This is a genomic window from Glaciimonas sp. OK215 (assembly GCF_057787885.1).
The window spans coordinates 1524640-1536983 of record NZ_CM173544.1; the positions used below are offsets into that span (position 1 = coordinate 1524640).

The 12344-nt window shown below is 54.1% G+C and carries 11 protein-coding genes and 1 pseudogene; 4 read left to right on the top strand and 8 right to left on the bottom strand.

Annotation, left to right across the window (positions count from 1 at the left end; all coding sequences use genetic code 11):
* The first annotated feature begins 3 nt into the window (after positions 1–3).
* Entirely contained in the window at positions 4–2307 is a 2304-nt protein-coding gene (gene metE, locus AC3CHX_RS06775; protein WP_488643306.1) for a 5-methyltetrahydropteroyltriglutamate--homocysteine S-methyltransferase, read from the top strand.
* Positions 2308–2446: 139 nt separating this feature from the next.
* On the opposite strand, the gene AC3CHX_RS06780 is transcribed toward metE, so the two are convergent.
* Both AC3CHX_RS06780 and AC3CHX_RS06785 read right to left on the bottom strand, forming a co-directional pair.
* Positions 2447–3223 (bottom strand): anti-sigma factor family protein, encoded by a 777-nt coding sequence (locus tag AC3CHX_RS06780; protein ID WP_488643307.1) that lies wholly within the window; start codon positions 3221–3223, stop codon positions 2447–2449.
* Positions 3220–3774: a sigma-70 family RNA polymerase sigma factor gene (locus AC3CHX_RS06785; RefSeq protein ID WP_488643308.1), complete on the bottom strand. Its 555-nt coding sequence runs from the start codon at positions 3772–3774 to the stop codon at positions 3220–3222. The genes AC3CHX_RS06780 and AC3CHX_RS06785 overlap by 4 nt, the downstream gene beginning before the upstream one ends.
* Positions 3775–3942: 168 nt before the next feature.
* On the opposite strand from AC3CHX_RS06785, the gene AC3CHX_RS06790 reads away from it, so the two are divergent.
* Entirely contained in the window at positions 3943–4842 is a 900-nt protein-coding gene (locus tag AC3CHX_RS06790; RefSeq protein WP_488643309.1) for a metallophosphoesterase family protein, read from the top strand.
* Between the two features lie 2 nt (positions 4843–4844).
* On the top strand, positions 4845–5210 hold the full coding sequence (locus tag AC3CHX_RS06795) for a cupredoxin domain-containing protein (RefSeq protein ID WP_488643310.1): 366 nt from the start codon (positions 4845–4847) through the stop codon (positions 5208–5210).
* Between the two features lie 209 nt (positions 5211–5419).
* Here AC3CHX_RS06795 and AC3CHX_RS06800 read toward each other — a convergent pair.
* The 5 genes and pseudogenes from AC3CHX_RS06800 to AC3CHX_RS06820 all read right to left on the bottom strand — a co-directional run.
* A pseudogene (locus tag AC3CHX_RS06800) lies at positions 5420–5700 on the bottom strand (MetQ/NlpA family ABC transporter substrate-binding protein); the annotation flags it as partial.
* Positions 5645–6328: a response regulator transcription factor gene (locus AC3CHX_RS06805; RefSeq protein ID WP_488643311.1), complete on the bottom strand. Its 684-nt coding sequence runs from the start codon at positions 6326–6328 to the stop codon at positions 5645–5647. The pseudogene AC3CHX_RS06800 and the gene AC3CHX_RS06805, both read right to left, overlap by 56 nt.
* A 124-nt stretch (positions 6329–6452) precedes the next feature.
* A complete protein-coding gene (locus tag AC3CHX_RS06810) occupies positions 6453–7649 on the bottom strand; it encodes a multidrug effflux MFS transporter (protein ID WP_488643312.1) in 1197 nt (398 codons plus the stop codon).
* A 5-nt stretch (positions 7650–7654) separates the two neighbouring features.
* Complete coding sequence (locus tag AC3CHX_RS06815) at positions 7655–8464, bottom strand: phytanoyl-CoA dioxygenase family protein (protein ID WP_488643313.1); 810 nt, start codon at positions 8462–8464, stop codon at positions 7655–7657.
* The gene (locus tag AC3CHX_RS06820; RefSeq protein WP_488643314.1) at positions 8461–9549 is read right to left on the bottom strand and encodes a glycosyltransferase family protein; all 1089 of its coding nucleotides are present in this window, start codon (positions 9547–9549) and stop codon (positions 8461–8463) included. Before AC3CHX_RS06820 ends, AC3CHX_RS06815 begins: the two co-directional genes overlap by 4 nt.
* A 656-nt stretch (positions 9550–10205) precedes the next feature.
* Here AC3CHX_RS06820 and aceA point away from each other — a divergent pair.
* Entirely contained in the window at positions 10206–11501 is a 1296-nt protein-coding gene (gene aceA / locus AC3CHX_RS06825) for an isocitrate lyase (RefSeq protein ID WP_488643315.1), read from the top strand.
* Between the two features lie 145 nt (positions 11502–11646).
* On the opposite strand, the gene AC3CHX_RS06830 is transcribed toward aceA, so the two are convergent.
* The gene (locus AC3CHX_RS06830) at positions 11647–12339 is read right to left on the bottom strand and encodes a sulfate/molybdate ABC transporter ATP-binding protein (RefSeq protein WP_488643316.1); all 693 of its coding nucleotides are present in this window, start codon (positions 12337–12339) and stop codon (positions 11647–11649) included.
* Positions 12340–12344: the final 5 nt, after the last annotated feature.

Below are 12344 nucleotides of genomic sequence, written 5' to 3' on the forward strand. Positions count from 1 at the left end.
TGAATGGCATTGACACACGTTTTGGGGTTTCCGCGCATCGGCGCGCAGCGCGAGTTGAAATTTGCACAAGAGTCGTTCTGGAAAGGTGGATCCAACGAAGCTGCACTGCGTGAAACGGGGGCAACGTTGCGCGCACGTCACTGGCAAGCGCAGGCGGATGCCGGCCTGGATTTCGTGACGGTGGGAGACTTTGCCTGGTACGACCAGGTGTTGGGCACGCTGGCATTGCTGGGGGCGATTCCACAACGGTTCGGTTTTGATCCAAAGCAACTGACGCTGGCAGACTACTTCACGCTGGCGCGCGGTAGCAAGCAGCACTTTGCGATGGAAATGACCAAATGGTTCGATACCAACTATCACTATCTGGTGCCGGAGTGGAGTGCCGATATCCGGTTTGATGGCGGTGTCGACTGGTTGTTTGATGAAATCGCCGAAGCGCAAGCGCTTGGCCATCGGGTCAAGGTGGCGCTGGTCGGACCGCTGACCTTGCTGTATCAGGGCAAGGTCAAAGCAGGCCTCGACCACAAGCTCGAACTGTTGCCGAAAGTCGTGGCAGGCTATCTAAAATTGCTGGGGCGTCTGCAAGCAGCAGGCGTTGATGCGGTACAAATTGACGAGCCGATTCTGGCGCTGGAACTGGATAGCGCGTGGGTGCAGGCATTTCCCCCGGTCTATGCCGAACTGACAGCGTCGGCGCCGCCGTTGTTGTTGACGACCTATTTTGGTGAGGTGCGGGAGCATGCCGCACTGCTGCGCGACTTGCCGGTGATGGGCGTGCATCTGGACCTGGTGCGTGGCGCCGATCAACTCGATGCGTTCGCAAGCGACTGGCCGCAAGACAAGGTGTTGTCGGTCGGCGTAGTGGATGGGCGCAATCTCTGGCGCAGCGATCTGGATGCGCTGTTGACCAAGCTCAGGCCATTGCAGGCGCAGCTGGGGGACCGCTTGTGGGTTGGTTCCAGTTGCTCGTTACTGCACGTACCGGTCGATCTGAAGAATGAAGACAAGCTCGATGACGAGTTGAAAAGCTGGCTGGCCTTTGCGACGCAAAAATTGTCAGAGATCGTCGCTTTGAAACTGGCACTGAATAACGATTTAACGGTGAGTAACGCCAGGGAACTTGAGGAACATTTCATCGCTTCACGTGCAGCACTAGCTAGCCGCCGCAGTTCAAGCCGGATTCACAATCCGCTGGTACAGAAACGCTTGGCTGGCGTGACAGAAGCCGATGCCCAACGTGCTACGGCATTCAATGCGCGCATCGGCAAGCAACAAGACAAATGGAACTTGCCGGCATTTCCGACCACCACCATCGGTTCTTTCCCGCAGACCGCCGAAATCCGTCAGTCACGTGCCGCGTACAAGCGTGGCGACATCGGACATCTGGATTATCTCGACCGGATGCGCAATGAAATCCGCTTGGTTGTACAGAAACAGGAAGAGCTGGGTCTGGATGTGCTGGTGCACGGCGAGCCGGAGCGCAATGACATGGTCGAGTACTTCGGCGAACAGTTGTGGGGTTATGCGTTCACCGCCAATGGCTGGGTCCAGAGCTATGGTTCACGTTGCGTCAAGCCGCCGCTCATTTACGGTGACGTGTATCGTCCCGAGGCGATGACGGTGGGCTGGAGCCAGTTTGCGCAGACCCTGACCAACAAGCCGATGAAGGGTATGTTGACCGGTCCGGTGACGATGTTGCAATGGTCGTTCGTACGTGACGATCAACCGCGTGAAACCACTGCGCTACAAATCGCGCTGGCATTGCGTGACGAAGTGTGTGACCTGGAAAAAGCCGGCATCGGCATGATCCAGATTGACGAGCCGGCGTTCCGCGAAGGCTTGCCGCTCAAGACACGCGACTGGAAGCAGTATCTGGACTGGGCAGTCCGCGCCTTCAAGATCAGCGCCGCCGGTGTGACCGACGAGACGCAGATACATACGCATATGTGTTATTCAGAATTCAACGACATTCTGCCCTGGATAGCCGCGATGGACGCGGATGTGATCACCATAGAAACCTCGCGTTCGGATATGGAATTGCTGGACGGCTTCGGTGAATTTGCCTATCCGAACGACATTGGTCCCGGCGTCTACGACATTCACTCGCCACGGGTGCCGCAGGTCGATGAAATGGAGCGCCTGTTGCGCAAGGCGCGTGGCGTGATTCCGGACCAGCGATTGTGGGTCAACCCGGATTGCGGTTTGAAAACACGCGGCTGGCCGGAGACTTACGCCGCGCTGGAGAACATGGTATTGGCGGCAACACGTTTGCGGGCCGAGGTTGAAGCGGAACGTAAGGCGGCGTAAGTTGCCAATTTCCCTGGAAGCGCGAAGAAAATTGATCTGACATGATTTGACAAACCTTGCAGAGTCGGGGCAGTGGCGGGGCGGCCGGGTTGTTCAACGGTTTCGCCTGATGATCCGAGTACCCGCCTCAATTTTCGCCTTAGCCTGCCTGACTAAGCTGCGTACGCAGGAGCGTCACAAAGGTCGCCAGTTCCGCCGCGGCAACGTCGGACACCACCCAGTACGTCATTCCACCCACTGACCAGTGCGCCAGGTGATAGCCACGCTGACTCTGGCTCAATGGCGCAGCATTGCCATCGCCATTCGGCCAGACATACAGATTGATTGGGTGCTGCTGGCGATGGTAGATCAACGCGGCTACCGGATGGCCATCCAGATAGTCGAGTCGTCCGCCGATCAACGGGTAGCCTTGCGCTGCAAGGTCAATCACCGCTGGAGAAAAATTCAGTTTGCCGTTGAACCAGGGTTTGACCGTGTGGCGGTCGGTGGAGATGACGTCGGACAGGTGATCAACCTGCAACGAACGGACGTGGCTGGCAACGACCTCATCTGTCAGCCGATCTTGGGCAGACGGCAGCGTCAGGTACAAGCCGGCGCTCCAGACCGTTGCCAGCAAGGTCGCCAGCACCGCACCTGCATTCAGCCAGCTGAAATTGAAATGCCAGCGTTTGGCGTCGGCAGCTGTCGAACGATCCTTAGGCAGCGCCGCATTGATACGCCGGGCCAGACCGGCAGGCGCTTCAAAGTAGAACGCGGGATTTTTCAGCTGCGCGCTAAGTTGGCTCTGCTGCGCATATTCGCGCTGACAGGCGGCACAACCATGCAGGTGGCGTTCGATCTGCATGGTCTCGGTGACGCCCAACTCCTGATCGACATAGGCCGGTAAAAGTTCCAGTACTTGTTGATGCTCCATCATATCTCCTGCCGTATTGGTGTCACTGCCGGTGCCAGCACTTTTTCCAGCAACTTACGGCCACGTCCCAGACGCGACATGACCGTGCCGATCGGAATGCCGACCACCGCTGCGATCTGCTTATAGGACAGATCTTCCAGTTCGCGCAGCACCATCACTTCCCGAAACTCCAGGGGCAACGCTTGCAGCGCCTGGAGCAGTTGCTGCTGGCTGTCTTTCTGCAACAGCAAATTTTCCGGATTGTTGTCGACATATTGGGTGTCGACAACATTTTCACCGTCGGGACTATGGTATTGCTCATCGAATAAGGTGTTTTGCGTCTGGTTCTGCTGATACCAGGTATAGAAGGTGTTCCGGACGATGGCCAGCAGCCATGCGCGGCCATCGTCGCCATGAAAGCTATCGAAAAACTTAAAGGCCCGCAAGTAAGCCTCCTGCACCACATCCTCCGCATCCGGACGGCTTCGCGTAAGCCAGCAGGCCAGGTTGAAGGCCGAGTTCAAATGCGGCATCACGATGGCCTGAAAGCGCTTTTCTCTGGTCGAATCAATCATTCGGCTATTTCCTGTGTTCTTTCCATCATACCGCCGGAGCCAGGATTTTATTCCCGGCATTTGCCGCAGGTTTCTGGAATAAGTCGGGAATAAATTTTTGCCGCTATCGGTATAAGAGATTACCGGTCAATTGATCGGCACCGCTTGGAACCACCTTAGGAGATAGCTATGGGCAATACGATCAACAGGCGCAGTTTTATCCGGCTTGCCGGACTGGGAGGCGCCGTCTTTGCTTCCGGTTTGAGCGGTTGGGCCAGTGCCGCCAGCAGCGCGGATGGCGACGCCGGTGATTTCTTTTTTGTTCAAATGTCAGATACGCATTGGGGTTTTGAGGGCGCACCGAACCCGGATGCGCGCGGGACCCTGCAAAAAGCCGTCGCCGCTGTCAATGGTCTTGAACAGCAGCCGGATTTCATCATGTTTACGGGTGATTTGACGCACACCACCGACGACCCGCAGGAGCGCCGCAAGCGGCTGGCGGAATTCAAGGCGATTGTGGCCGAATTGAAGGTAAAGCAGGTACGTTTCATGCCCGGTGAACATGACGCCGGACTCGATCATGGCGCGGCCTATCAGGAATTTTTTGGTAAAACGCATTACACCTTCGACCACAAAGGCGTGCATTTCATTGTGCTCGACAACGTCTCCGATCCTGGCGCGAGCATTGGCGACGAACAACTGAGCTGGCTGGCCTCGGACCTTGAGAAACTGGCGCCCGAGGCGAGAATCGTCGTGTTTACGCATCGACCGTTGTTCGATCTATATCCACAATGGGACTGGGCCACGCGCGACGGCGCCAAGGCGCTGGCGTTATTGATGCCACACCGCAACGTGACGGTGTTCTACGGCCATATTCATCAGGAGCATCACCACATGACCGGGCATATCGCACACCACTCTGCGAAGTCATTGATCTTTCCGTTGCCGGCGCCAGGATCGCAGCCGAAGCGCACGCCGCTGGCATGGGATAGCGCGCAACCATATCGTGGCCTGGGGTTTCGGGAGGTCGAGGCAGAGCGAAAAAACGCAGAATACAAAATCACCGAATTGCCGGTACAGAAAGGCTGATCATGAATCTGAGTCGAGAACGTCGCCGCTTCCTGATCGGATCGGCTAGTGTTGGTTTGAGTGCCATCGCCGCTGTTGCCGGGGCAAAGTCGCAGGAACAGGTAATCAAGGTAGTGGCCAGGAGGTTTACGTATGCGCCGGACCGGATTCTTTTGAAGAAAGGGCAGCCCGTTGTACTGGAATTTACGACGCTGGATGTTCCGATGGGGTTCAACGCGCCGGATTTTGGCGTACGTACCGACATTCTTCCGGGAATGGCGACACGCGTGCGTTTCACACCGGACAAGGCGGGAGAGTTTGCGTTTCATTGTGATTTGTTTTGCGGGTCCGGGCATGAAGATATGACCGGTACGATTGTTGTTACGTAAGCTATGTACCGGGCTGATGCAAAAGAAGAAAAAGTACGCTGGGTGGGCGCAGTGTTATCCGCCTACGCGAATTGCTAGCGTAAATGCCGATGTCCGTCGTTTCATGGACCGTGGCCAGCCGAATTGGTGCAGTGGAGCGCGACAACTAAGTTGGCCCCGATCTGGGCGTCAGCGCTTGCCGACGATAGTGTCGGCGATCGGCGTTGAAATTAATACGCCGGCACAAGCGCGCCCTTGTATTTGTCGGCAATGAATTTCTTCACTGCAGGCGTGTTCAAAGCGGCGGCCAGTTTCTTGATGGCCGGACTGTCCTTGTTGTCTGCTGGGGCGACCAGCAGGTTGGCTAAGGTGAATTGGCATTTTCAATGAACAGCGAATCCTTGACCAGATTCAGCTTGGCTTCGATCGCGTAGTTGGTGTTGATCAGTGCCAGATCAACCTGTCTCAGGATACGTGGCAGGGTTGCCGCTTCCAGTTCCTTGAATTTCAAATGGACACACGTCGAGATAGCCAAGTTCGATTGCTTTGGCAACAGCGTGCGTTCGTCCCGAGGCATGCAATGCGCGCACCAGGCTCATGATGTGATTATCGATTGTTCCTGTGCGCAGGCCTAATTGCGATGCGATTTTCTTCGAGGTGTAACCTCGCTGCAACAAATATAAAATATCCAGTTGACGTTTCGTTAGCGAAGACGCAGAGCGTGATTCGACATCAGGCGATGGTTCTTGAAATACGGGATTGCCGTCCAAAACTGATGCCAAAGCGTTGTTGACATCTTGAAGAAGCGAGTCTTTTTTGATAAATCCGAGTACGCCGATTCTTCTGATCTCGGTGAACCATTGGGGATTATTGGATGCGGTAACCACAGTACAACGTTTTATCAGCCCCATTCGTTCGCAATGGCGAACTAAATCCAGGCCTTCGCAACCTGGTATAGACAAATCGATGAAAATACGAAACCATGAAACAGGACTTTGAAGTTCTTCAAGCGCACTTTTTGCGCAAGTGCTGACGGCAATATGCAATAACGGATCGTGCTCCAATAAATGTGTAGAAATTACATGAGCCACCATCGGATGATCTTCGATGATTAATATATCTTTTCCATTAGGAGTCATATTAGAGCCATTACATCATGGTAAAAGAAAGTGTTTTACAGCAAGGATAAATGTACCCGTTGGATAGCATTCACCTCGTGAAAATTGCAAACAGAATGCATTCACAGAATCATTTGGGTGATTGCTAGCGCACGGCAAAGCGATGCGCTAGCGCTGCTCCAATGGTGCACATTGCCAAAATAAGCACGAGCGGTCGCGCAGTTCCATCGTGCAGCAACGCCACAGCGATACCGCAGAGCGCGCCGATTGCGAAGAGTAAAGTTCCCATCAGCGCGGAGGCCGCTCCTGCGTGTTCGGCATGTCCTGTTAATGCGATTGCCGCGGCATTCGGTGCGACAAAGCCGATACTGACCATTGACAAGAAAAATCCGACAAGTAAAACCACAATGGCCGGATTGCTTACCATCATCAATGCAGCAGCAAATCCAACCGCTGCAGAAAACCCCAGCGCTCTCGCGATGATATGGTCAAGTTCGACCCGTTCGATCAGCCTGGCGTTGATTTGCGATGCGACAATCATCCCGAGGGAATTCAGTGCGAACAGCAAACTGTATTGTCGAGGCGAGATTCCGTACAGATCAATCAGAACAAAAGACGAGCCGGCAATATATGCATACATGCTGCCCTGCGCCAATCCATTGCACAGCGTATAGGATACGAAGGTCCGATTTTGTAACAGGCTAAGATATCGGGATAACATTCCCCGCCATGAGAATCGGAAAGTGCGGTGCGGTTTATGAGTTTCGGACATAGAGAGCCGGATTGCCAGGATGCAAAATGCACCAAACAACGACATCGCACCGAACATGGCTCGCCACCCCCATTGCTGCAGTAAAGTTGCGCCAAACAGTGGTGCCAGCAAAGGCGCGGCACTAACTACCAGCATTAATATGGAAAATGCATGAGCAGCACCGATCGTATCGGTGCGGTCCCGCACGACCGCGCGCGCGATGACCATTCCCGCGCAACCGCCAAGGCCTTGGAAGAAGCGCAGGAAAACGAACAAAGAAATACAATTTGCCAACGCACATCCGGCAGAGACAAGTATGTATAGAGTGAAGCCGATATACAAGGGAGGCTTTCTGCCGATGTGGTCGCTCAGCGGTCCGTACACCAATTGACCGACAACCAGACCCAGAAGATAGCTCACTACCGAGAGCTGTACACCCCAGCCACCGGCGCCAAGCTCTCGCGCCATTGCAGGCGCGCCTGGCAGGTACATATCAATTGACAAGGGGCCGACCGCGCACACACCGCCTAGAACGACAAGCCATCCATGTTTTTGCATGCCTCGTAACGACAAAATTGAATGTTCCAGCATGTCGCCTACTTGAAGTGGGAACCGGTGATGCGCTTCACGGACTGCATGCACTTGTTACGCAACTGCGGCCCGACTTGCTTGTTGATCGGTGCGACGTGATCCCAATTGCCGTGCCTGTCCTCTCCGCTGACAAGCCAGGTGTAAGCCGGGCGTACCGGCGGTACAATCTCGGGCGCCATATAGCGGGTCACCAACCCAACCCGGGAGCTTGCACTCGTATTGGGGCCGGATGCGTGATACAGCATTGGATGATGAATTGAGAATTCTCCGGCCGCGAGTTCGACTGCTACCGTCTTGGATATGTCGACATCGACCAGAAGCTCTTGCGCGCGAGTCAACATGTTGTGTTCACATGGCTTTTCTATATGGGGTACGAGCTGGGTGTGACTTCCGGGAAATACCTGCATACATCCATTGGCGGCGGTGGCAGGAAAGAGTGCCAGCCATGTCGTGACCATAGGAATCGCGCTAAGATCGTCGTACTGGTGTCTCCAATAATACAGATCCTGATGCCAAGAAAAGAAGTTCGATGTGTGCGGCGCCTTGGCATTGAATTCGCTCACCCACACCAATACATTCGGCCCGATCAGAGAGCGGACTGTCTCAAGGATTGCGGGATGGCTGACGAGTTGAGCGACCCATGGGTGTAACAAATGCCCGAATAGCCGATTCTCGCCTGCGGCAACGACCATGCCCGGATCGCATAGCTTCAGATATTCTTGTTGAGCTCGCCGCACCTCAAAATCGGACAAGGCGGGCAACGGAAAGACGACGCCGTCCCGGCGATATTGCTGAAGCAGGATTTCGGGATTCATATGGATATTCCTTCCTTACAGATACGATGAATCTGGACGACTCTCGCAATCGTCGTGTGTTCTTCGCGAACCTTGCGGTGTGCATTCGCAACCACGCGGGCTAAAAGCGGGTCGTTGCGCAAGAAGGCGTTGCGTACGCCAACAGTGTCTTCGATGACGTGCAGCAAATCGGTTCCCACATAATGTTCGCCTTCGAAGAAGCCGAGCGCCGTCAGGCGTGCGGCCAAAGAACCACGTTCACATATCACCAGGCTTCCTGCAGCCATTCCCTCAAATACCTTTGCCACCAGATAACCGAATATCGAACCGCACACCAGCATCGCCGGATAGCTGCGTAATAGGTCCGCATATTTTTTGCCGCCCAAACGCTGCAGCGTTGAGGGATCCGCTTGCATGTTGTTGGTTTTGTCGCCCGGGTATCCGGGATAGCCGGGGTGATCGACAACTTCGCAAACCGAGGGCGGCAGCTTCGCGTGACAGAATTGACGAAACGGATACGGCCAGGTGCGAGAGCCGGACAGCAACACGCGATCCGATGATCGCGAAAAGCCGGGTTGAAAATACGAGGCTGCCGCATGTGGGGTCCACCTGATTTTATGCTCCGGAATCTCCGGATACCATTGCCGCAGCTTGTCCGGATACGTTGCAAGTATCAGGTTCGCCCAGACGAACGCACGAAGCCGTTGCTGGCGGCGATGGGCGGTAAAGTAATGCACGTCGTCACAAAAGGCGATGCGTGTCTGCCCTTTTACAGATTCAGCGATGCTACAGAACGCCGCGGCGTTACGCTCAAGCAGCTCATATGCCTCCCACAGCAGGACCACACGTGCGCGGCGAATCGCTTTCAAAATTGTCGTATCTTCCGTTTCACCGATAACGAGCTTTGTCCAGCCGTGCGCCACCAGGCCTTCTTGCAGTTCGTGGAATTCCCCGGAAATATAAGTTTCCCAGCCAGACGGGACACATAGCAGGAAAGCGCCCTGATCAACCGCAGAGTAGTCGGGTACTTCTGGATCCGATTCAGCACGCGTTTTTCGACGAGCGATTGCAGGCGTTGTTAGTGTTGATTGATTTAATGACTTCACACGGATTACCCAGCCAGCTTGTCAGAGTCTCATGATGAAGGTTCGAAAGGCATTTGAAAATATGCAATTCCTCATTGCCTTAAGGAAATTGCGTAGTATTTCAGCTGGCTGTCGCCATCAACCGAAAGATTTTTGTTCTGAGTGAGCATATTTTCAACGAATCGCCGGTTGGTAAGCTCACGGCGCGACTGAGTGTCATCAATGTATTCGACAGAGTGTACGAAATCCGCGATGGCAGTGGCATTGGTGTCGGTGCGCCACAGTTTGGACAGCGTCGCGGCATCTATGTGGCCATGACCAAATCCTTTTCATGAATGGGGCGGAGTTCGCTTCTCGGCCACACTTCTGCTCCACTGTTGAATCCGAAATCAGAATCTGTCAGTAGATGATTGTCCTATTCGCCAAGAATCTCACGATACAAAACTTAAATCCCATAATGCGGAATTTCAATGTGCGGAGCAGCATTTCTAAATTTCACTTACAGAGATATTGTTCCGCATCGCAAAAAATGAAAATTAACTAATTGATTTTAAAGGAAATAAAAATACTTATATGTCTTATATAAGACATTGTTGCTGTGCACGGATGGGCTTACTATTAATCCATCGACTTTGGGTTTGTTTTGAAATTTTTGGGTTAGTTACAGGAGAACGACGATGACAACACGTGAACAGCAAGTACAGGCATTGGCAAAAGACTGGGCAGAAAATCCACGTTGGAAAGGCGTAAAGCGCAACTACCTGCCAGAGGATGTAGTGCGTCTGCGCGGTTCAATGCAGATCGAACACACGCTGGCCAAACGCGGTGCGGAAAAATTGTGGCATTTGCTGAATACCGAGCCATTTGTCAACACTTTAGGTGCTCTGACCGGCAACCAGGCGATGCAACAAGTCAAAGCGGGTTTGAAGGCAATTTATCTGTCAGGCTGGCAAGTTGCGGGCGACGCCAATCTGGCCGGTGAAATGTATCCTGACCAATCGCTGTATCCAGCCAATTCGGTACCGATGGTGGTGAAGCGTATCAACAATACGTTCCAGCGCGCTGACCAGATTCAATGGTCGGAAGGCAAAAACGATATCGATTTTTTCGCTCCGATCGTGGCCGATGCAGAAGCTGGTTTCGGTGGCGTGTTGAATGCGTATGAACTGATGAAATCCATGATCGACGCGGGTGCCGCTGGCGTCCACTTTGAAGATCAACTGGCTTCGGTCAAGAAATGCGGCCACATGGGTGGCAAGGTATTGGTGCCGACCCGCGAAGCGGTAGAAAAATTGAACGCTGCACGTTTGGCTGCCGACGTGTCCGGCACCAGCACGTTGGTGATTGCGCGTACCGATGCCGAAGCGGCGGATTTGCTGACCTCTGATGTTGACGATAACGACAAACCGTTTTTGACCGGCGAACGCACCGTTGAAGGTTTCTTCAAAACGCGTCCAGGCATCGATCAGGCAATTTCGCGTGCGCTGGCTTACTCGGAATACGCTGATTTGGTCTGGTGTGAAACCGGTAAGCCGGATCTGGCTTTCGCCAAGAAATTTGCCGAAGCGGTACACGCCAAGTTCCCGGGAAAAATGCTGGCGTATAACTGCTCGCCATCGTTCAACTGGAAAAAGAATCTGGACGATGCCACCATCGCCAAATTCCAAAAGGAACTGGGCGCAATGGGCTACAAGTTCCAGTTCATCACCCTGGCAGGTTTCCATGCATTGAACTACTCGATGTTCAACCTGGCACACGGCTATGCCCGCAACCAGATGACCGCTTTCGTCGAATTGCAGGAAAACGAATTCGCCGCTGCAGACAAGGGCTTCACCGCAGTCAAGCACCAACGCGAAGTCGGTACCGGCTACTTCGATGCGGTGACCCAGGCGATTCAGCAAGGTAAGTCATCGACCACTGCGTTGCATGGTTCGACAGAAGACGAGCAGTTCTTTGAAGCGAAAGTTGCCTGATTGCAGAGTGCGGTCGACTAAGTATTTATTGACGAAAAGCCGGTTGACCGGCAGGCGATTGTAGTCATCTCTCCAGTCGCTCTTTTAAAAAGCCGCGTTCCACAAGGACGCGGCTTTTAATCGTTGGATGAAGACTGCCGGGAATTCAGGCCGGATGTGAAGACGCCGGTTTGGTCGATGCAATCCTGCCATCGCGTATTTCAAATACTTCATCGCCCAATACATCGACATCAGCCGGATCGTGGGTAATCACCAGCATCGGCACATTGAGCTGCTGTTGTAATTCGCTTAACTCGTTCCGCATGCGGTCCCGCAAGGCAGGATCGAGCGCAGAAAACGGCTCATCCAGCAGCAGCATATCCGGCTCCAGAACCAATGCGCGCGCCAGAGCGACGCGCTGCCGCTGGCCGCCGGACAGCTGGTGCGGGTAGCTGTTGACGGTAGCGCTTAGCTCAAATGACTTGAGCCATTTTTGTACCGCAGGATGGTCGCTTGCTTTGCGCGGATTGAGCCAGCCTGCTTGTAAGCCGAATGAGACGTTTTGCGCCACGGTCAGATGGGGGAAAAGGGCGTAATCCTGAAATAAGTAAGCGACGTTGCGCTGTTGCGGCGGCAGATTGACGGCGTTGTCATGGTTGAATAGCTGGCGTTGGTTGAGGCTGATCAGGCCCTGGTCGGGCGTCAATAAACCGGCGATGGCGAGCAGCGTCAGGCTCTTGCCCGCACCGGATGGGCCGTACAGCACAATGCGCTTGCTGTTGGCGGTAAACTCAATGTCGAGCTGAAAGCTGCGGTCATCGGCTTGCAAGTGCTTGCGGAGTTGGACTTGTATCGTCATGGCTT